The 20747-nt window shown below is 67.2% G+C and carries 21 protein-coding genes; 14 read left to right on the forward strand and 7 right to left on the reverse strand.

What is annotated here, in order from left to right; translation table 11 throughout:
• Nucleotide 1: 1 nt before the first annotated feature.
• The 14 genes from catC (at nucleotide 2) to ASC75_RS24795 (ending at nucleotide 13642) form a co-directional block, all read left to right on the forward strand.
• Nucleotides 2-292: a muconolactone Delta-isomerase gene (gene catC / locus ASC75_RS24730; protein ID WP_055982171.1), complete on the forward strand. Its 291-nt coding sequence runs from the start codon at nucleotides 2-4 to the stop codon at nucleotides 290-292.
• Between the two features lie 96 nt (nucleotides 293-388).
• The gene (gene catA, locus ASC75_RS24735) at nucleotides 389-1315 is read left to right on the forward strand and encodes a catechol 1,2-dioxygenase (protein ID WP_055982174.1); all 927 of its coding nucleotides are present in this window, start codon (nucleotides 389-391) and stop codon (nucleotides 1313-1315) included.
• A gap of 61 nt (nucleotides 1316-1376) precedes the next feature.
• The gene (benA, locus tag ASC75_RS24740) at nucleotides 1377-2747 is read left to right on the forward strand and encodes a benzoate 1,2-dioxygenase large subunit (RefSeq protein WP_055982344.1); all 1371 of its coding nucleotides are present in this window, start codon (nucleotides 1377-1379) and stop codon (nucleotides 2745-2747) included.
• A 92-nt stretch (nucleotides 2748-2839) separates the two neighbouring features.
• Complete coding sequence (gene benB, locus ASC75_RS24745; protein ID WP_055982177.1) at nucleotides 2840-3331, forward strand: benzoate 1,2-dioxygenase small subunit; 492 nt, start codon at nucleotides 2840-2842, stop codon at nucleotides 3329-3331.
• Between the two features lie 20 nt (nucleotides 3332-3351).
• Nucleotides 3352-4371: a benzoate 1,2-dioxygenase electron transfer component BenC gene (gene benC / locus ASC75_RS24750; RefSeq protein WP_055982180.1), complete on the forward strand. Its 1020-nt coding sequence runs from the start codon at nucleotides 3352-3354 to the stop codon at nucleotides 4369-4371.
• Nucleotides 4365-5156, forward strand: coding sequence for a benzoate diol dehydrogenase BenD (benD, locus tag ASC75_RS24755; RefSeq protein WP_200943475.1), 792 nt, complete (start codon nucleotides 4365-4367; stop codon nucleotides 5154-5156). Before benC ends, benD begins: the two co-directional genes overlap by 7 nt.
• 102 nt (nucleotides 5157-5258) lie before the next feature.
• Nucleotides 5259-6599 carry an MFS transporter gene (locus ASC75_RS24760; protein ID WP_055982183.1) on the forward strand — a complete coding sequence of 447 codons (1341 nt, stop codon included), beginning with the start codon at nucleotides 5259-5261 and terminating at the stop codon, nucleotides 6597-6599.
• A 113-nt stretch (nucleotides 6600-6712) separates the two neighbouring features.
• Nucleotides 6713-7927, forward strand: a complete 1215-nt coding sequence (locus ASC75_RS24765) for an ABC transporter substrate-binding protein (RefSeq protein WP_055982187.1) — start codon at nucleotides 6713-6715, stop codon at nucleotides 7925-7927.
• A gap of 48 nt (nucleotides 7928-7975) precedes the next feature.
• A complete protein-coding gene (locus ASC75_RS24770) occupies nucleotides 7976-8848 on the forward strand; it encodes a branched-chain amino acid ABC transporter permease (protein WP_055982189.1) in 873 nt (290 codons plus the stop codon).
• 1 nt (nucleotide 8849) lies between these two features.
• The gene (locus ASC75_RS24775; protein WP_082496748.1) at nucleotides 8850-9851 is read left to right on the forward strand and encodes a branched-chain amino acid ABC transporter permease; all 1002 of its coding nucleotides are present in this window, start codon (nucleotides 8850-8852) and stop codon (nucleotides 9849-9851) included.
• On the forward strand, nucleotides 9841-10599 hold the full coding sequence (locus tag ASC75_RS24780) for an ABC transporter ATP-binding protein (protein WP_055982192.1): 759 nt from the start codon (nucleotides 9841-9843) through the stop codon (nucleotides 10597-10599). Before ASC75_RS24775 ends, ASC75_RS24780 begins: the two co-directional genes overlap by 11 nt.
• On the forward strand, nucleotides 10596-11309 hold the full coding sequence (locus ASC75_RS24785; protein WP_055982197.1) for an ABC transporter ATP-binding protein: 714 nt from the start codon (nucleotides 10596-10598) through the stop codon (nucleotides 11307-11309). Before ASC75_RS24780 ends, ASC75_RS24785 begins: the two co-directional genes overlap by 4 nt.
• Nucleotides 11310-11319: 10 nt before the next feature.
• Entirely contained in the window at nucleotides 11320-12186 is an 867-nt protein-coding gene (gene pcaD / locus ASC75_RS24790; protein ID WP_082496749.1) for a 3-oxoadipate enol-lactonase, read from the forward strand.
• Nucleotides 12161-13642, forward strand: coding sequence for a benzaldehyde dehydrogenase (locus ASC75_RS24795; RefSeq protein WP_055982199.1), 1482 nt, complete (start codon nucleotides 12161-12163; stop codon nucleotides 13640-13642). Before pcaD ends, ASC75_RS24795 begins: the two co-directional genes overlap by 26 nt.
• A gap of 57 nt (nucleotides 13643-13699) precedes the next feature.
• Here the strand turns inward: ASC75_RS24795 and ASC75_RS24800 are convergent, their stop codons facing one another.
• From ASC75_RS24800 to ASC75_RS26545, 7 genes are all read right to left on the reverse strand, one after another.
• Complete coding sequence (locus tag ASC75_RS24800; RefSeq protein WP_055982202.1) at nucleotides 13700-14458, reverse strand: ATP-binding cassette domain-containing protein; 759 nt, start codon at nucleotides 14456-14458, stop codon at nucleotides 13700-13702.
• Nucleotides 14455-15396: an iron chelate uptake ABC transporter family permease subunit gene (locus ASC75_RS24805; protein ID WP_055982205.1), complete on the reverse strand. Its 942-nt coding sequence runs from the start codon at nucleotides 15394-15396 to the stop codon at nucleotides 14455-14457. Before ASC75_RS24805 ends, ASC75_RS24800 begins: the two co-directional genes overlap by 4 nt.
• Entirely contained in the window at nucleotides 15389-16354 is a 966-nt protein-coding gene (locus tag ASC75_RS24810; protein ID WP_055982208.1) for an iron chelate uptake ABC transporter family permease subunit, read from the reverse strand. Before ASC75_RS24810 ends, ASC75_RS24805 begins: the two co-directional genes overlap by 8 nt.
• Nucleotides 16354-17259 (reverse strand): siderophore ABC transporter substrate-binding protein, encoded by a 906-nt coding sequence (locus ASC75_RS24815; RefSeq protein ID WP_055982216.1) that lies wholly within the window; start codon nucleotides 17257-17259, stop codon nucleotides 16354-16356. The genes ASC75_RS24810 and ASC75_RS24815 overlap by 1 nt, the downstream gene beginning before the upstream one ends.
• A gap of 72 nt (nucleotides 17260-17331) precedes the next feature.
• Entirely contained in the window at nucleotides 17332-18177 is an 846-nt protein-coding gene (locus tag ASC75_RS24820; protein WP_055982219.1) for a sugar phosphate isomerase/epimerase family protein, read from the reverse strand.
• Nucleotides 18174-19475 carry a DUF6005 family protein gene (locus tag ASC75_RS24825; protein WP_055982223.1) on the reverse strand — a complete coding sequence of 434 codons (1302 nt, stop codon included), beginning with the start codon at nucleotides 19473-19475 and terminating at the stop codon, nucleotides 18174-18176. The genes ASC75_RS24820 and ASC75_RS24825 overlap by 4 nt, the downstream gene beginning before the upstream one ends.
• A complete protein-coding gene (locus ASC75_RS26545; protein ID WP_055982225.1) occupies nucleotides 19475-20743 on the reverse strand; it encodes an AMP-binding protein in 1269 nt (422 codons plus the stop codon). The genes ASC75_RS24825 and ASC75_RS26545 overlap by 1 nt, the downstream gene beginning before the upstream one ends.
• Nucleotides 20744-20747: the final 4 nt, after the last annotated feature.

Here is a 20747-nt window from a genome sequence, read left to right on the forward strand (position 1 = left end):
CATGCTGTTTCATGTCGAGATGACCGTCGAGCTGCCGCATGACCTGCCTGCCGGAGTGGCGGACAGGCTGAAGGCGACGGAGAAGGCACGGGCAGAGGAACTGCAGCGAAACGGTAAGTGGCGCCATCTCTGGCGCGTTGCCGGGCGCTACGCCAATGTCAGCATTTTCGATGTCAGCGGGCCGGGCGAACTGCACGAAATCCTGTCCGGGCTGCCGCTGTTCCCGTTCATGAAGATCGAAGTGAAGGCGCTCTGCCGCCACGGGTCGGCGATCGCCGACGACGGCGCCTAGGCGCCGGCAAATGCTCCCTTCCGCGCAGGCAGAGCGGGAGCAAGGGAGCGGGTTCTAGTCAACGCGCAGAAATGCGAGCCAGAAAGGGAGGTTCCCATGTCCAGCAAGCTCATTGAAAAGTCCGTCATCGCCGATCTCGCCAGCCGCGCCAGCGGTCTCGACCAGCCGGGTGGCGACCAGCGCCTGAAGACCGTTGCCAACCGGTTGCTCGGCGACCTGTTCACCGCCATCGACGATCTCGACATCAGCATGAACGAGGTCTGGTCTGCGGTCGCCTATCTCGGCCAGGCCGCGCGCAACAACGAACTCGGCCTGATCGCCCCGGGCATCGGCCTAGAGCATTTCCTCGACCTGCGCCTGGACGAGGCCGAGCGCCGCGCCGGTCTTGCCGGCGGCACCGCGCGCACCATCGAGGGACCGCTCTACATCGCCGGCGCGCCGCTTTCCAAGGGCACCGCGCGTCTCGATGACGGTTCCGACAAGGGCGAGGTCGTGTTCATGCAGGGCCAGGTCCGCGACCAGAACGGCAAGCCCGTCGCCGATGCCATCGTCGACGTCTGGCATGCCAACACGCGCGGCAACTATTCGCATTTCGACCCCCAGCAGGCCGCCTACAATCTGCGCCGCCGCATCCAGACCGACGCCGAAGGGCGCTACAGCTTCCGCTCGATCATGCCGAGCGGCTATGCCACGCCTCCGGGCGGCTCGACCGAACAGCTGATGTTCGCTTTCGGCCGCCACGGCCATCGTCCGGCGCACATCCACTTCTTCGTTTCGGCGCCCGGCTACCGCCACCTGACGACGCAGATCAACATCGAAGGCGACGAATACCTGTTCGAGGATTTCGCCTTCGGCACGCGCAACGACCTGATCCCGCCGGTTGCCCGCGTCAGCGACCCCAAGGTGCTGGCCGAGCGCCAGGTGCAGGAGCCTTTCGCCTCCATCGATTTCGACTTCGTGCTGATGCCTGAAGTGGAAGGCGTGACGGACACCGTGGTCGAGCGCGAGCGCGTTTCGGCCTGACGGCAGCAACCGGCGCGCCGTGCGGGAGGCGGCGCGCGAAGCCCTTGTGGAGGATTTCAAGATGCTGGATTCAAACGCCAATCGGCACATCGAGGAAACGCTCGAGGCTGCCGTGGTCGACGACCCCGCCACCGGCGCCTACCGCTGCCGGCGGGACATCTTCACCGATCCCGAGCTGTTCGAGCTCGAGATGCGGCACATCTGGGAAGGCAACTGGGTCTATCTCGCCCATGAAAGCCAGATCCCGAACGCCAACGACTTCCTGACCGGCCACATCGGCCGCCAGCCCATCGTCATCTCGCGCGACCGCAAGGGCGAGCTTCACTGCTTCCTCAACGCCTGCTCGCATCGCGGCGCCATGGTGTGCCGCCACAAGCGCGGCAACAAGAGCACCTACACCTGCCCGTTCCACGGCTGGACCTTCTCCAACAGCGGCAAGCTGCTCAAGGCCAAGGACCCCGACGGCGCCGGCTATCCCGAGCAGTTCAACAAGAACGGCTCGCACGACCTGACCAAGGTGGCCCGCTTCGAGAATTATCGCGGCTTCCTGTTCGGCAGCCTGAATGCCGACGTGCTGCCGCTCGAACAGCATCTCGGCGAAGCCGCCAGGATCATCGACATGATCGTCGACCAGTCGCCCGACGGGCTGGAAGTGCTGCGCGGTGGCTCGACCTATGTCTATGACGGCAACTGGAAGCTGCAGACCGAGAACGGCGCCGACGGCTATCACGTCTCGTCCGTGCACTGGAACTATGCGGCGACAACAAACCATCGCAAGGACGCGCTGGCGGCGGCGGCCGGCGTCGACGTCACCCGCGCCATGGACGCCTCGTCCTGGGCCAAGCAGGGCGGCGGCTTCTACTCCTTCGAGCACGGCCATCTGCTGCTCTGGACCCGCTGGAGCAACCCGGAGGACCGGCCGCTGGCCGAGAAGCGCGGCGAGCTGACCGAGAAGTTCGGCCAGTCCTGGGCCGACTGGATGATCGACCGCTCGCGCAACCTGTGCCTCTACCCCAACGTCTACCTGATGGATCAGTTCTCGTCGCAGATCCGCATGTACCGGCCCATTTCCGTCGACAAGACTGAGGTCACCATCTACTGCATCGCGCCCAAGGGCGAGGGGGTCGAGGCGCGCGCCCGCCGCATCCGCCAGTACGAGGATTTCTTCAACGCGTCGGGCATGGCGACGCCCGACGATCTCGAGGAGTTCCGCTCCTGCCAGATCGGCTACCAGGCGCGGCAGGCGGCGTGGAACGACCTCAGCCGCGGTGCCACCCACTGGATCGAGGGCGCCGACGAAGGCGCCAAGGCGATCGGCCTCAAGCCGCTGCTCTCCGGCGCCAAGACCGAGGACGAAGGCCTGTTCGTGATCCAGCACAAATACTGGAAGGAAACGCTGGAGAAGGCGGTCGGCAAGGATCCGACCGGCTGACCCGCGACTGATCCTGGCGAGCCCGGCTCGCCGCCTTTCAAGCATCAAGCCCGCACGGCGCGGACCGAACCCGGTCCGCGGAAGGAGACGTCATGACCATTTCACGCCAAGAGGTGGAAGAGTTCCTCTATCGCGAGGCCCGTTTTCTCGACGACAGGCAGTGGGACGAGTGGCTCGCGCTCTACGCTCCGCATGCCGAATTCTGGATGCCGTCCTGGGACGACGACGAAACGCTCATCGAGGACCCGCAGACCGAAATCTCGCTGATGTACTACCCGACAAGGCAGGGGCTGGAGGACCGCATCTTCCGCATCCGCACCGAGCGCTCCAGCGCCACCAGCCTGCCGGAGCCGCGTACCATCCATCACATCTCCAATGTCGAGATACTGGAGCAGGACGCGGAGAAGCTTGAGGTTCGCTTCAACTGGCTGACCTTCAACTTCCGCTACAAGACCACCGATTCCTACTACGGAGCGTCGTTCTACACGCTGGAGACCGGCGACGACGGGCTGAAGATCGCCCGCAAGAAGGTCGTGCTGACCAACGACTACATCCACCACGTCATCGACATCTACCACGTCTGACAGGCCAGGAGGATCGAGCCATGGCACACAGGATCGCTTTGAATTTCGAAGACGGCGTCACCCGCTTCATCGAATGCGACGGCAATGAGGTCGTGGCCGATGCAGCCTATCGCGCCCGCCTCAACATCCCGATGGACTGCCGCGACGGCGCCTGCGGCACCTGCAAGAGCAAGTGCGAATCGGGCCGTTTCAGGATGGGCGGCTACATCGAGGACGCGCTGACCGAGGACGAGGCGTCGGAAGGCTTCGTGCTGACCTGCCAGCTGCGGCCCGACAGCGACTGCGTCATCAGCATTCCGGCGACATCGGCGCTGTGCAAGAGCGGGCCGGCGGTGTTCGAGGCCGAACTCGCCGACGTGCGCCAGCTCTCCGAAACGACCATCGGCTTCACCGTCGCGCTCGAGCAGCCCGACGCGCTGAGCTTCCTGCCCGGCCAGTACATGCAGGTCTCTGTCCCGGGCACGGCCGAGAGCCGCGCCTATTCGTTCTCCACCTGCGTCTCCGGCGGCCGCGCCGGCTTCCTGGTCCGCAACATCCCCGGCGGGCTGATGTCAACCTACCTGTCCAGCCAGGCGGCATCGGGCGACCGGCTGACGCTGCGTGGACCGGTCGGCGCCTTCTACCTGCGCGAGATCCGCCGGCCGACGCTGTTTCTCGCCGGCGGCACCGGCCTCGCGCCCTTCCTCGCCATGCTCGAACATCTGGAAGAGCAGGGCGGCCCCGCCCACCCAGTCAGGCTCGTCTACGGCGTCACCCGCGACGTCGACATGGTCGAGGTCGAAAAGCTCGAGCGCTTCGCCGGGGCGATGGAGGATTTCACCTTCGACGTCTGCGTTTCCGACAAGGCGAGCACGCATAGCCTGACCGGTTTCGTTACCGACCACTTCGGCGCCGCCGACCTCAACGACGGCGAGGCCGACGTCTATCTCTGCGGCCCGCCGCCGATGGTCGACGCCGTCAAGGCGCATTTCGACAAGATCGGCGTGAAGCCGGCCGCCTTCTACCACGAGAAATTCGTAGCCGCGGAGGCCGCATCGTGACGGATCGAACGAAACGCTTCGCCGGCAAGGCGATGGTTGTCACCGGGGCCGCGCAAGGCATCGGTCGCCAGGTGGCGATCGAGGCCGCGGCCGAGGGCGCCGCTGTAGCGCTGGTCGACCGCTCGGACCTGGTCAGGGAAGCCGCGGCCGAGATCGTCGCCAGCGGTGGCAAGGCAATTGCGATCCTGGCCGACCTCGAAAGCTGGCAAGGCGCGTCAGGCGCGATCGAAGAGGCGCGCGCAGCCCTCGGGCGGGTCGACGTGCTGGTCAACAATGTCGGCGGCGCGATCTGGATGCGGCCGTTCGAATATTTCGACGAGACGCAGATCGAGGCGGAGGTCCGCCGCTCGCTGTTTCCGACCATGTGGTGCTGTCGCGCCGTGCTGCCGCTGATGATCGAGGCCGGCGGCGGCGCCATCGTCAACGTCTCGTCGATCGCCACGCGCGGCATCAACCGCGTGCCCTATTCGGCTTCGAAAGGCGCGGTCAACGCGCTGACGGTGGCGCTTGCCATGGAGAACGCCGAGCGCGGCATCCGCGTCAATGCGGTGGCGCCGGGCGGCACCGAGGCACCGGTGCGCCGCATCCCGCGCAACACCTCGGCCCAGGACGAACGTGACGCGGCCTGGATGCAGGAGGTGGTCGACCAGACCAAGGCCACCAGCTTCATGAAGCGCTACGGAACGCTCGCCGAACAGACCAGCGCCATCCTGTTCATGGCCTCGGACGAGGCCTCCTACCTCACCGGCACCATCCTGCCGGTGGGCGGCGGCGACAGCGGCTGAAGCTGCGCCGCGGGGGGCAAGCGTGCCCCTGCCCGGACAAACCAACGGAGTGCGGCGGGAACTCGCCGGACCAAACAGCAAGTTCCCACAGGAGGAATAGACGTGCGAACCACGACACTGGATATCCGGCAAGTGCTGGACGAGCGGCCGGTGAGCAGCCTGCAATTGCGGGTCTTCTTCCTGTGCTTTCTCGTCGCGCTGCTTGACGGCTTCGACACCCAGGCCATCGCCTACACCGGCCCGGCCATAGCCAAGGCGTTCGGCATGTCGCCCGGCGACATGACCTACATCTTCATTTCCGGCACGCTGGGCATGGCGCTGGGCGCCATGGGCCTCGGCATGATCGGCGACCGCATCGGCCGCCGCGTCGCCATCCTCGGCTCGATCGTGCTGTTCGGCGTCTTTTCGCTGGCCATCGCCTTTGCCCAGTCGCCGACCCAGATCGTGGCGCTGCGCTTCCTGACCGGCCTCGGCATGGGCGGCGCGACGCCGGTCCTGCTGGCGATGGCTGCGGAATACAGCCCTTCGCGCCTGCGCGGCGCGGTGCTCACCGGCGTGCTTCTCGGCCTGCCGGCCGGGGCCATGGTCGGCGGCGTGCTCGCCGCCGGCTGGATGCCGGTCATCGGCTGGCAGGGCATCTACATCGTCGGCGGCGCGATCCCACTGGTCGTGCTGCTGATCTGCCTCGTCTTCCTGCCGGAATCGGCGCAGTTCCTCGCCTCGCGCGGCCGGCCTGAAGACCTCTCCCGGGCCCGCAGGCTGGTCGCCCGCATCGCCGGCAAGCCGATCGCCGATGGCACGGTCTTCATGGTTCCGCCGGTGGCCGGCAAGGGTTCGGTCGCGGCCCTGTTCACGCCGGAGTACCGCACCAGCACAATCGCCATCTGGTCCATCTACCTGCTCAACTGGATCGCCTGGTTCATGTTCCTGCTGTGGCTGCCGACGGCGCTGACCAGCATGGGCCTCGACCAGCCGACCGCCGCGCTCGGAACGGTGATCGTCAACGCCGCCTTCATCGTCTTCGCCATTCCGCTGTCGATCTTCCTGCCGCGCATCGACGTGCGCCGCACGCTGACGGTGATGTTCATGATCGGCATCGCGGTCTGCGCCGGGCTGGCCCTGGTGAACACCAGCTGGACCGTGGTCTTTGCGCTCGTCGCCCTGGCCGGGTTCGGCATCGGCGGCCAGCAGATCGCGCTGAACTACCTCATCTCCAGCACCTATCCGACCGAGCTGCGCGCCACCGGCACCGGCTGGGCAATCGGCATCGGCCGCACCGGCGCCATCGTCGGCTCGGCGGCGGGAGGCTGGCTGCTGCAGGCAGGCGGAACCAGCGGCTACTTCGCCGGTCTCGCCGTGCCGCTGGTCCTCGCCGCCGTCGCCGTGGTGCTGGTGCGCACGCGCCGGCAGGCACCGGTCGAGGCGTTTGCCGCGGGCCATTGAACCTTTTGGCCGGGGTTGGGCGCTGCCCGGCCCCGGTCGACAGCGGCTTCGGCCGCCGCGGGGAGGAGGCCTCGCGCAACTGAACAATGACGACAAAACGGAGGAGAAACGACATGACCATCATCAAGCCGACGACACGGACCCTCGCCATGACGCGCCGGAGCTTTCTGGGCGCAACCGCAGCCGGTGCCACCGGCCTCGCCCTTGGCTTCCCCAGGCCGGCCATCGCCCAGGGCGCGCCGCTCAAGGTCGGGCTGATGCTGCCCTTCAGCGGCACCTACGCCAAGCTCGGGCAGTTCATCGAAAACGGCTTCAACCTCTATGTCGAGCAGAAGTCGGGCGTGCTCGGCGGCCGCAAGGTGGAGTTCATCCGCCTCGACGACGAGTCCAAGCCCGAGACCGCGACCGACAACATGAACAGGCTGGTCAGCCGCGACAAGGCCGACGTGGTCATCGGCACGGTGCATTCCGGGGTCGCCATGGCGATGGTCAAGGTGGCGCGCGACAGCGGCGTGCCGCTCATCATCCCGAATGCCGGCGCCGACGAGGCGACGGGCCCGCTCTGCGCGCCCAACATCTTCCGCACGTCCTTCTCCAACTGGCAGCCGGCGCATCCGATGGGCAAGGTCGTGTTCGACGAGGGCCATCGCAACGTCGTCACCATCACCTGGCGCTACACCGCCGGGCAGCAGATGGTGGGCGCCTTCGCCGAGGGCTTCGAGGCTGCCGGGGGCACGGTCGTCGATGCCCTGACGGTGCCGTTTCCGGAAGTCGAGTTCCAGGCGCTGATCACCCGCATCGCCACGCTGAAGCCCGACGCGGTGTTCGCCTTCTTCGCCGGCGGCGGGGCGGTGAAGTTCGTCACCGACTATGCTGCCGCGGGCCTCAAGGGCAAGATCCCGCTCTACGGCACCGGCTTCCTGACCGACGGCACGCTGAAGGCGCAGGGCGACGCCGCCACCGGCATCCGCACCACGCTGCACTATGCCGACGATCTCGACACGCCCGCCAACAAGTCCTTCCTGTCGGCCTTCCAGGCCAAGACCGGCGAGACCGGCGACATTTACGCCGTCCAGGGTTTTGATGCCGCAGCCTTGCTGGAGGCGGGCCTCGTCGCCACCGGTGGCGATGCTTCGGCGCGCGAGGCGCTGTTCGCGGCCATGGCGGGTGCGAAGATCGACAGCCCGCGCGGGCCGCTCAGCTTCTCGGCTGCGCACAATCCGATCCAGAACATCTACCTCCGCGAGGTCCGCGACGGGCGCAATGCCCTGGTCTCGGTTGCCGGCGAGGCGGTGCAGGATCCGGCGCGCGGCTGCCGCATGGCCTGAACGGCGGGCGCATAAGCGCCCGCTCCCCTCTCGGACACGGAGACAGTCATGGATATCGGCACCTTCGCCATCCAGCTCCTCAATGCCGTCCAGTACGGGCTCGTGCTGTTCCTCGTCGCCAGCGGCCTGACCCTGGTCTTCGGCATCCTCGGAGTGATCAACCTCGCGCACGGCGTCTTCTACATGCTGGGCGCCTATCTCGCCTGGTGGCTGACGGTCGCCACCGGCAATTTCGCCGTCGGCATCCTCGGCGCCTTCGCCATCAGCTTCGTCGTCGGGCTGGCACTGGAGAGCGTGTTCATCCGCAGGCTCTATGGCCGCGACCACCTCTCGCAGGTGCTGCTCAGCTTCGGCCTGATCCTCGTCGTCGACGAATTGCGCCAGATGCTGTTTGGTCGCGACGTACAGTCCGTGCCGCTGCCGGAATGGCTGTCGGGCTCGCTGCCGCTGACCGACGTGCTGAACTACCCGGTCTATCGGCTCGTCGTCAGCCTGCTGTGCCTGGCGGTGGCGGTAGCCATCTTCATGGTCATCCGCCGGACCCGAATCGGCATGATGGTGCGCGCCGGCGCCGAAAACCGGGAAATGACCCGCGCGCTCGGTATCCCGTTCGACAGCGTCAACCGCTACGTCTTTGCCGTCGGCATTGCGCTCGCCGCACTCGCCGGCGCCGTCATCGCGCCGATCTCGACGGTGTTCCCCGGCATGGGCGACGGCATGCTCATCCTGTCCTTCGTGGTGGTGGTGCTGGGCGGCATCGGCTCGGTGCCGGGCGCTGCCATCGGCGCGCTGCTGATCGGCCTGATCGACACCTTCGGCAAGGTGTTCATGCCGGAACTCGCCGGCATCCTCGTCTACGTGCTGATGGCCGTTGTCCTGGTGGTTCGCCCCACCGGCATCCTCGGCAAGCGGGAGGTCTGAGATGCAACCCCTGTCTACACGCACCCACATTGCGCTGCTGGCGGCCGTCGTTGCGGCGGCAATACTTCCGGCGCTGGTGCCCGACTACTACGTCCAGTTCGCGGCCAAGGTGCTGATCCTCGGCACGCTGGCCATGGCGCTGAACCTTGCCGTCGGCTTCGGCGGGCTCGTCAGTCTCTGCCATGCCGCTTTCTTCGGCCTGGCCGGCTATGCGCTGGTGCTGGCCGCACCCGAATACGATGCGCCGTCGCTGTTGCTGACGCTGCCGCTTGCCGTTGGTGCCACCGTGCTCGTCGCGCTGGTCGTCGGCGTGCTGTCGCTGAGGACCCGCGGCGTCTACTTCATCATGGTGACGCTCGCCTTCGGCGAAATGCTGTTCTTCCTGTTCCATGACACCCCCATCGGCGGTGGCTCGGACGGGCTGTTCCTCTACGTCAAGCCGGTGCTGGCGTTCGGCGAGACGATCCTGCTCGACCTCGGCAATCCGGTGACATTCTACCTTGTCTCGCTGGCCGCGGCGGCAGGGACCTGGTGGCTGATCCGGCATCTGCTGTCGACGCCGTTCGGCGATGCCCTGACGGCCGCGCGCGACAACGAGCGGCGGGCGCTGGCGCTCGGCATCCCGGTGTTCCGGGTGCGCCTGATTGCCTTCGTGCTGTCCGCGGCCCTGGCGGGCCTTGCCGGCTATCTCTCGGCCGCCCAGTTCGGCTTTGTCGCGCCGCAGATGCTCGGCTGGCATCTCTCCGCCACTGCCCTGGTGATGGTCGTGCTCGGCGGCACGCGCCGCGTCGCCGGACCGCTTGCAGGCGCCCTGGTCGTGACCGGGCTCGAGGAGGTGCTGAAATATTTCATCGACGATTGGAAGCTCGTCTACGGCCTGATCGTCATCGCGCTCGTCCTGCTCGCGCCCGGCGGCCTGCAGGACGTCGCACGACTGACGGGCCTCGGCAGGCGTGCGGGCACCCCGGCGCTCAAGCTGAAGGAGGCGAACAATGTCGGCTGACGTTCTCGAAGCCCGTGGCCTGGGCAAACGTTTCGGCGGGCTTGCCGCCTGCTCGGGTGTTTCCCTCAGCGTCCGCGAAGGCGAGGTCCATGCCGTCATCGGCCCCAACGGCGCCGGCAAGTCGACGCTCATCAACCTGCTTTCGGGCGACCTGCGGCCGACCGACGGTACCATCCTGCTCGATGGCCGCGACGTCACCGTCAGCGGCCCCGACCGGCGCTGCCGGGGCGGCATCGGCCGTTCCTACCAGAAGACGACGATCTTTCCCGAACGCACGGTGTTCGACAACGCCAGGCTGGCTGCCCAGGCGACACGGCCCGGCGCCCTTGCCATGCGCTGCGACGGCAAGCGCCGGGCCGACGTGCGCGAGGCGGCGCTTGCTGCGCTGGCCGAGGTCGGCCTCGAAGGCCGCGCCGACACCCCGGCCAGATCGATGAGCCATGGCGAACAGCGCCAGCTCGAAGTCGCCATGGTGCTGGCGACCGCGCCGCGGCTGGTCTTGCTTGACGAGCCGCTCGCCGGCATGGGGCACGCCGAGGCGCGCCGCATGACGGGGCTGATCGCGTCGCTGAAGGCGGGCCGGGGCATCCTGCTGGTCGAGCACGACATGGACGCGGTCTTTGCCATCGCCGACCGGCTCACCGTCATGGCCGACGGCAAGGTCATTGCCTCGGGCACTGTCGATGCCGTCCGGCGCGACCCGGTGGTGCGGGCCGCCTATCTCGGAGAAGCGGAGGACGTCGCATGAACATGCTTCTGACAGTCGACCGGCTGGAGAGCTTCTACGGGCCGAGCCAGATCCTGCATGGCGTCAGCCTCGCCGTGCGCCCGGGCGAGCAGGTGGCGCTCATCGGCCGCAATGGCATGGGCAAGACCACATTGCTGCGCTCGCTGATGGGGCTGGTGCCGCGTGTCCAAGGCACGATCGACCTGAATGGCAGCTCGATCCGCGGCAGCAAGCCGGAAGCCATCTCGCTGGCCGGTGTCGCCTTCGTGCCCGAGGGGCGCGGCGTCTTCGGCTCGCTCTCGGTGATCGAAAATCTCGTCATGGCGTCGCGCGCCGGTCGCAACGGCAAGCGTGGCTGGACGCTGGACCGTGTGCTGTCGGTGTTTCCGCGCCTCGCCCAGCGTCGTGGCAATGGCGGCCACCAGCTCTCGGGCGGCGAGCAGCAGATGCTGACCATCGGGCGGGCGCTGATGACCAATCCGGAGATCATCCTCATCGACGAGGCGACCGAGGGACTGGCGCCCCTGGTGGCAGACGAGATCTGGAAGACGCTCGCAGTCATCCGCGGCGAAGGCATCGCCACCATCGTCGTCGACAAGGACATCAAGAACCTGTCGAAGGTCGCCGACCGCATGGTGGTGATGTCGAAGGGCGGCATCGAGTTCGACGGCACGCCCGCCGACCTGCTGGCCCAGCCCGAGCTGCTCGAACGCCATCTCGGCCTGCACTGAGGCACCCATCATGTCCTTCGCCAGAACCAACGGTGTCGTCCTCCACTATCGTCGCCTTGGCCGCAGCGCCGGACCGAGGATGGTCTTCGCCAATTCGCTCGGCTCCGACCTGGCGATCTGGGACGATGTCGCCGACGAACTCGGCCGTGATTTCGACCTGCTCTTCTACGACAAGCGCGGTCACGGGCTGAGCGAGGTCGCGCCCGCGCCTCGCGGCATTGCCGACCACGCAGACGACCTTGCCGGCCTGCTCGACCATGTCGGCTGGGGCAGCGCGGCCGTCTGCGGGCTTTCCGTAGGCGGGCTGATCGCCATGGACATGGCGGTCCGCGCGCCGGAACGGGTGACCAGGCTGGTGCTGCTGGATACGGCGGCCAGGATCGGCACGCCGGAGGCATGGAACGCCCGCATCGAGGCGGTGCTGCACCAAGGCGTGGCGGCCATCGGCGACCAGATCATGGAGCGCTGGTTTTCTCCCGCCTACCGCGACGCCGAGCCCGATGCCTTTGCCGGCTGGCAGCGGATGCTGGAGCGCACCCCGGCCAAAGGATACGCCGACACCTGCAGGGCGCTGCGCGACGCCGACCTGACCGGCGCGATCGCAGGGATTGTTGCCCCGACGCTGGTCATCGCCGGCGACGAGGACCTGTCGACGCCGCCTGAACTGGTCGCCGACACGGCGCGGCGAATACCCGCAGCGGCCTTCCGCACCATTGCGGGTGCCGGCCATCTGCCGTGCATTGAGCGTCCGGGCGACGTGGCCGGCCTGCTGCGCGATTTTCTTTCCCAGCGGCTCCCCGCCGCCGAACAGGGCGGCCCAAGGCCGCGTGCATATGACAAGGAGCGACAAGATGGACGGCACAGTCTCTTCCGGTGAGCCCAGGCTGATCGGGCGCGAGCACCTCGACGGGATCGTCTATTCCGGCGGCTGGCAGCACGCCTCGCAGGCAGCCGACGTCATCGAGCCCGCGACCGGCTCCGTGCTCGGCCGCATCGGCATGGCATCCCCGGCCGATGTCGCTCAGGCATCGGCAACAGCGGCCAAGGCACAGCGCGACTGGGCTGCCGCGAGCTATGACACGCGATCGGCGGTGATCCGCAAGGCGGCCGGCCTGCTCGAAGCGCACTTCGCCGACGTGGTGGGATGGCTGGTCCGGGAGAGCGGTTCGGCCCGCGGCAAGGCCGAATTCGAGACGCAGCTCAGTATCAAGGCGCTGAACGAGGCGGCAGCGCTCGCCTCGCAGCCACAGGGTCTCGTGCTGCCGTCGGAAGCCGGCCGGATGAACCTCGCACGCCGCCGTCCGCTCGGCGTCGTCGGCGTCATCTCGCCGTTCAACTTCCCGCTCTATCTCGCCATGCGCGCGGTGGCGCCGGCCCTCGCCGTCGGCAATGCGGTGGTGCTGAAGCCCGATCCGCGCACGGCGGTATGCGGCGGACTGGTGTTCGCCGCGCTGTTCGAAAAGGCCGGCCTGCCCGAGGGGCTCATCCACGTCCTGCCCGGTGCCGGCGATGCGGGCGCCGCGCTCGTCGCCGACCCGAACATCGCCATGATCCAGTTCACCGGCTCGACCAAGGCTGGCCGCATCGTCGGCGAGAACGCCAGCCGCCATCTCAAGAAGGTGTCGCTCGAGCTTGGCGGCAAGAACACGCTTGTCATCCTCAGGGATGCCGACCTCGACCTGGCGGTGAAGAACGCCGCCTGGGGCGCCTGGCTGCACCAGGGCCAGATCTGCATGTCGTCGGGCCGCATTCTCGTCGAGGCACCGATCTTCGAGGCGTTCATCGACGCACTGGCGAAGAAGGCAAAGAGCCTGCCCGTCGGCAACCCGGCGACCGACAATGTCGCGCTCGGTCCGATCATCAACAAGGCCCAGCTCGATCACATCGACAGGGTGGTGAAGACATCTGTCGAGCAGGGCGCGCAGCTCCTCGCAGGCGGCACCTATGAGAACCTGTTCTACGCACCGTCGGTGCTCGCTGGCGTCAAGCCGGGCATGGCCGCCTTCGAGGAGGAAATCTTCGGGCCCGTCGCCTGCGTCACCTCCTTCAGCGGCGACGACGAGGCGGTGGAACTCGCCAACCGCACCGAATACGGGCTGTCGGCCGCGGTGATCTCGCCCGACATCGGCCGTGCCATGGCGATCGGCGACAGGCTGCGCGCCGGCCTGCTGCACATCAACGACCAGACGGTCAACGACGAGGTGATCAACCCGTTCGGCGGCGTCGGCGCGTCGGGCAACGGCACCAGCATTGGCGGCCCGATCAACATCGACGAGTTCACCCAGTGGCAGTGGCTGACCATTCGCAACGCGCCGCCGGCCTATCCCTTCTGAGACGGCAGCGCGTTGGGGCCGCTCGCCGGCCCCTTCCACTGCGCAGCATCGATGGAATCAGCGGTGGTGCAGTACCAGCGGCGCACCGCCGACCTCGATGACGTCCATCTCGTAGCCGAAGACCTGGGCCAGCACGTCGGGCTGCAGCACTTCCGCCGGTGGCCCGTCGGCGACGATGCGGCCGTCCTTCATCGCCACGATCCGGTCGGCATAGACGGCGGCGTGGTTGATGTCGTGCAGCACAACGATGACGGTGCGCCTGTCCTTGTCGGCGGCGGCGCGCAGGTCGCGCATCAGCTGGCGGGCAAACATCATGTCGAGATTGTTCAGCGGCTCGTCGAGCAGCATGTAGTCGGTGCCCTGGCAGAAGGCCATGGCGACCATGGCGCGCTGGCGCTGGCCGCCCGACAGATGGTCGAGGAAACGGTCGGCGAGGTCGGTCAGGCCGAACTGCTGCAGTGCCGCCTCGATCAGCCTCAGATCATTGTCGTCGATGCGGCCGCGCTGGTGCGGAAAGCGGCCGAAGCCGACGAGTTCGCGCACCTTGAGCCGGCTCGCCACGGCAGGGTCTTGGCGCAGGATGGCGAGTGTCTTCGCCAGCCGGCGGCTCGGCGTCGTGTCCACCGCCAGGCCATCGACCGAAATGGACCCGCTTTGCAGCGGCTGCAGCCGGGCGATCAGCGACAACAGGCTCGACTTGCCGGCGCCGTTCGGCCCGACCAGCGCCGTCAGCCCCCCCTTGGGCATCGTCAGCGACACATCTTCCAGGATTTGCGTGTCGCCGAGGCGCAGCGAAACATTCTTGATCTCGATCATCGCTTGCTCGTTGTGATCAGCATGGCCAGGAACACGAGGCCGCCCACGAATTCGATGACGACGCCGAGGGTGGCCGCACCCCCCAGCACGTGCTGCAGAACCATCTGGCCGCCGAGCAGCACGATGATCGCCGTCAGCATCGCGGCGGGCAGCAGCAGCTGATGCCGCCGGCTGTCGACGATGCGCTCGGCCAGCGCCACCACCAGCAGCCCGAAGAACGTCACCGGCCCGACCAGTGCCGTCGACACAGCCACCAGCGCCGCGACCAGCAGCAACAGGCCGGCCAGCGCCCGGGTCCAGTCGACGCCGAGGCCGGTGGCGCTGTCGGCGCCCAGCGCGACGATGTCGAGCGTGTGGCGCAGCCGCCAGATGATGGCACCGGCGACGAGCGTCACGATCAGGCCGATGACCACCAGGTCCGGCCGCACGGTGTTGAAATCGGCGAAGCTCGACCCCTGGACCACGGCGAATTCGTTCGGGTCGATCACCCGCGCCACCAGGCTGGCGAGGCTGCGGAACAGCACGCCGAGCACCACGCCGGTCAGAAGCAGCAGCCCGATGTCGAAGCGCCGTCGCAGCATCGGCAGGAACAGCATCAGCGCCATCGCCATCATCAGCACCGACTCGCCGGCGAATTTCAGCCGTGGGTCGAGCGCGACGAAACCGACGCTGCCGAGCGCCAGCACAAGCGCCATCTGGCCGAACAGGTAGAGCGCGTCGAGCCCCATGATCTGCGGCGTCAGCACCCGGTTGGCCGTCACGGTCTGGAACACCACCGTCGAGATCGCGATCGCCACCCCGACCTGTACCAGCGTCAGCAGGCGCACCGCGCGCAGTTCGAGCGCAAAGCCGATATTGCCGCGCAGGCCGACGGTCATGAAGGCCGCCGCCACGGCCAGCGCCACGGCGGCGAGGATCAGAAGCCGCTTGTCAGGCACGTTGCGTCCGCCCGAACAGGATCCACAGGAACAGCCCCGAGCCGACCACGCCGAGCACGGTGCCGACGGGAATTTCATAGGGGTAGCGGATGACGCGGCCGATGATGTCGCAGGCCAGCAGCAGGGTTGCGCCGGTGACGGCCACCCAGGGCAGGGCGCTTTTCAGATTGTCGCCCATCAGCCGGGAGACGAGGTTCGGCACCACCAGGCCGACGAACGGGATCATGCCGACCACGACCACCGCCAGCGACGAGATCACCGCCACCATGACGAGGCCGAGCTGCACGATGCGCCGGTAGTCGAGGCCGAGCCCGACGCTGACCTCGCGGCCCATCGAGGCGATGGTCAGCCGGTCGGCCACCCACCACGCCAGCGCCACCATGGCAGCGAGGATCCACAGAAGCTCGTAGCGGCCGCGCAGCACGCCGGAAAATTCGCCATTGGTCCAGACGTCGACATATTGCAGCAGGTCGGTCTGCCAGGCGATGAAGGTCACCGCCGCGCCGATGACGCCGCCATAGACGAGGCCGAACAGCGGGATGAGGAAAGGTTGCGTCGGCGGCAGCTTGTGCGCGATGGCGAGGAAGATCGACGTGCCGGCAAGCGCGGTCGCGCTGGCGGCGAGGGTCTTCGCCCCGATCGACGCGGTTGGAAACAGCAGCGTCACGGCGAGCACGCCCAATGCGGCGCTCTGGCCCGTGCCGGTGGTGATCGGCTCGACGAAGCGGTTGCGCACCAGTATCTGCAGCACGAGCCCGGCAATCGCCAGGCCCGCGCCGGTGAGCACCACCGCCACCGTTCTCGGCAGGCGGCTGACGAGCAGGAGCTGCAACGCCCCCGCATCGGTCGCGATCCTGTCCAGCGACATGTCGTCGACGCCGATGCACAGGCTCAGCGCAAACAGCCCGACGAGGCCGGTGGCGACCACCAGCCGGGCGTTTGGCACTGCCGCAGGCATCACTTCGCCTTGGCGAAGGCTTGTTCGATGGTCGAGAGCACGCGGTGCGTCGACTGCACGCCGCCGGCGGCGATGTAGAAGTCCTGTGACGGCAGGAACACCACCTGGCCCTTCTTCCACGCGGTCGTCTGCGCCACCAGTTCGTTGTCGAGCGTGGCCTTGGCGCCCTGGTCGCCCGAGCCGATGGCTGCGGCGCGGTCGAGCACGAGCAGCCAGTCCGGGTTGGCCTTGCTGATGAACTCGAACGAGATCGCCTCGCCATGGGTCGCGCTCTCGACATCGGCGACGGCGGGTTCGAGGTCGAGCGTCTTGTGCACCCAGCCGAAGCGTGATCCCGGGCCATAGGCGGTGATCTTCGGGCCGTTGGTCATCAGGATCAGCGCCTTGCCCTTGCCCTTCACGGCCTGCCTGGCGGCTTCGACGGCGGCGTCCAGTTCTTTCGCCGCGGCGGCGGCTTCGTCGGGCTTGGCGAAGAGGTCGCCATAGGCGGCCAGGCGTGCCTTGGCCTGGGCCACGAGATCGTCGCCAGCCATCGTCATGTCGATGGTGGGGGCGACGCGCGACGTTGCCTCGACTTGCGTCGACGAGCGGCCGCCGACGATCACCAGATCGGGCGCGAGTGCGTTCAGCGCTTCAAGGTCCGGTTCGAACAGCGTGCCGACGACGGTGGCGTTCTTGGCGACATCGGCCAGTTCAGGAACGAACAGCTTGTCGGGGACACCTGCCGGCTGCACGCCGATGCGGGTCAGCGTGTCGATTGCGGCGATGTCGTAGACGGCGATCCTGGCCGGCACCTTGTCGATGGTCTTCGGACCGGTCGCGGTGGTGATTTCCACGGCCATGGCAGGTGCGGTGGCGATCGCCAGCGCCGCTGCAAGGTTGGCCAGCAGCCGAACATACTTCATCTCGTGTCTCCGTCTCGTGCCATCGGCGTTGGATTGATAAATCCTTCGCCAAATACTCTTCTTTGGCACATATCAGAAGCTGCCCGTGCGCAACAAGACTTCATCGCGACTCTTAAGTCGCTTTATTGCCTGCCGGTCGCTGCGCAGGACATTGAAGCAATCATTGCCGAACCATTCGAGCGAGGCTTCGGCCGTCGCGTCGTCGCGCAGCTCGGCGAGGAAGCGCCGGTAGTCGACCTTGCCGTCGAACAGCGGCGTCATGCCTTCGCGGCTGCCGGCGGCGGCGTAGACATTGGCCGGCTCGAACACGCGCAGATCGGCGCGCGAGCGCACGTTCTTGAGGTGGTAGTGGCGGATATGCGGCCGCATCGCGGCATGGGCGGCGACGGGATCATCCCCGCCCTCCCAGACATGCAGCGTGTCGAAATTGAGCTTGAACGCCGGATGGTCGACCTCGGCGATCAGCCTCAGCGTCGACGAGCCGCAGTCGGCAAGCGTCCCCGGATGCGTCTCGGCCAGCAGTTCCAGGCCGAAATCGGCGGCGATCGCGGACATGTCGCGCAGCCTTGCTGTGATGATGCGCCTGACCTCGGCGGGCGTGTCCCGGCTGCCGCGGCTGCCGGCGAAGGTGCGGATCTTGCCCGCCCGCCAGTTCCGGGCGAGCCGGCACAGGTCGACGGTCTTGGCGCGCAGCGCCTCGGCATCGCCGTCGAGCGGCAGGTAGTCGCTGACCATCGGCACGTAGAGCCCGAGCCCGGCGAGCCAGTCGGCATCGCGATGCGGCTGATAGGCGAGGTTGCGGGCATGCACGCCCCACAGCTCGATGCCCTGGAAGTCATTGGCGCGGGCCCATCTGGCGATGTCCTCGAGCGAGGCGAGGTGGTGGCGAAAGGTGATGGTGCAGAGCGAGATCTTCATTCGGCTGCTCCCAGCAGGTCGACGGGAATTGTGTGCGGGATGCCGTTCGTCGCGCACCAGGCTTCGAAGGCCTCGCCGAGCCTGCGCTTGATCCGCTTCTCCAGCCCGTCCAGCGTGTCCAAGCGGCGGAAGACGTCGTCGGCCAGGCTGCGGTCGCCGGTCTGGGCCAGCTTCATGACCGCGTAGTGCAGCGCCTTGAACTCCTGGATCACGCGCTCGATCTCGTCGCACCAATGGTCGAAATCGGCATTGGCGAGCTTCATTTCGCGCCAGAAGAAGGCGAAGCCGTGCTCGTAGGCGTATTTGCGGATCGAGATCACCGGCACCTCGCGCAACGCTGCGCCGAGATCGGCGAGCTTGACGCCGTCGCGTCCTTCGAGATGGGCCGAGACGATGCTGTGCACGCCGTCGACCAGGGGATTGTGATCGGGCCGGTAGCAGGCGAGGAAGAAGTCGCGCAGGTCGCTGGCTGCGGGTTTTCGCGCCTCCAGCCGGTCGAAGATGTAGCCGCCGCCGACGGTCGGCTGGCGGATGGCATGGATGACCTTGTCGCGCGCGATCCGGCCTTCCCAGCGGAAGTCGGGATCGTTGACCTGCCATATCTTCGGATCGTCGGTCTTTTCGATCATCAGATAGTGCGGGAAGGGGTTCTGGTTGAACTTGTTCTCCCGCTCCGGCAGGTGGAACAGGTCGAGCATCACCATCAGGTATTCGCTGTCGCGCTTGCGTTCGAGCAGGTCGAGCATGGTGACCAGGTTCTGGTCCTTCGACCGCGCCGGGTCATACCATTCATGCATGGCCACGCCGTAGAGCCGTTCGTACCAGGCGCGGAAGAAGCCGTGGGTGATCGACTTGTCGTGATAGGCGAGCTGCCATTTGTCGGTGATGGCGAAGCCGGCGTCCCAGACGCTGAAATAGAACGGCCGCTGGTCGATGCCTGAGCGCTTCAGCGCGTCGCAGACGCTGCTGACGAAGCAGTGCACCTTGATGTCGATGTAGTCCTCGCCATGCACGCCTTCGCCGGCCGGCTCGGGACGCGCCGCAGCGACGCTGGCTTCGCCGGTGAACAGTTGCGCAAGATCCCGCACCGTCTCGATGTCCTGGCGGTTGATCGCCTCCTCCGGCGCCGGCAGGCCAAACTCCAGTTCCAGGGTGAGGAAGATCTCGAGGATCAGCACCGAGTCGAGATAGAGGTCCTCGTTGAGCCGCGCCTCGGGGCCGAACCGGTCGAGATGGGCATGGTTCATGTGGTCGCGCAGGACCGTGTGGATCGCCTCGATCGCTTGTTCGGTATTCATCACGCGACCTCCCTCACCAAGGCCGTGAACTGTCCCGCTGCATGCTGCGCCGCCACCTCGCGGCGGCTGATCTTGCCGTTGGCCTGGCGCGGGATCGCGTCGACCTGGACGATTTCCATCGGCAGCTGGTGGCTGGCGAGGTTGCCGGCGCACCACTGCCGCACGGCCGGGCCGTCCAGCCGTTCGCTGGCGCTGAACAGCAGGCCGACCCGTTCGCCCGCCAGCGTGTCCGCCTTGCGGAAGGCGACGGCGTCGGTGACCGAAGGCATCGACATCACCACGTCCTCGACCTCGCGCGGATAGACGTTGAGGCCGGACACGTTGATGGTGTCGTCGAGGCGGGAGACGAACACCAGCATGCCGTCGGGCCGGAAATAGCCGAGGTCTCGGGTCGCGACCTCGCCGGCCGGTCCGCTGACGATCATCTCGGACGGCGCGACCGCGCTGTTGCTGCAGGTAACAACGTGGTGCGGCAGCACGAAACCCATGTCGGCCGCGTCGGTGACGTCGGGATTGACCGCGATGCAGCCGGTTTCCGAGCAGCCATATTGCTGGAACAGATGCGTCGTGCGGGCCCGGATGCGCGCGAACCACGGTTCGGGCAGAACCGTGCCCGAGGTCATGGCCGCGTGCAGCGTCTCGCCTTCGGGCATCAGCCGCGCCAGCGTGTGCAGCACCGCCGGCGACGAGTAGAGCAGAGGCCGCTCGATGTCGCGCAAGGTCCGCAGCAGGTATTTCGGATTGCCGGCATCGACGACGACGGGCGTGCGGCCGCGCTTGAGCGCCACCAGTATGCCGCAGATCAGGCCGTAGGAATGCGTCGTCGGGCAGGCGATGACCGGCGTCATCTCCTCGGGCTGGCGGAAGGTCGCGACATAGCTCGCCACCTCAGCGTCGATATCGGCCCAGCTTCGCGCGATGCATTTCGGCGCACCCGTGGTGCCGGAGCTCATCTGCAAGAGCTGGCCCTGCGAGGCCGGCTCGATCTCGGCCGACAGGCTCTCCGCTTCGAGGCTGTTGAAATACAGCGCGTGGCAGCCTGCTGCGACAGCCAGCCGGCGGGCCGCGGCGTGCGGCGTTGCGGGATGGATCGGGAACACGCTGGCGCCGATTTCGCGGATGGCGAAGAACAGTGCCAGCCAGCCGGCGGTATCAGTGAAGCAGACGGCATAGCGCGCATTCGCGTCGAGGCCGGCCCTGTCGGCATTCTCCGCCACCATCTGCTCGAATTTCTGTCGGTCGTAATACCTGTCGTCGATCTGGATCATCGAT

It is taken from the genome of Aminobacter sp. DSM 101952, assembly GCF_001424795.1.
GTDB lineage: Bacteria > Pseudomonadota > Alphaproteobacteria > Rhizobiales > Rhizobiaceae > Aminobacter > Aminobacter aganoensis.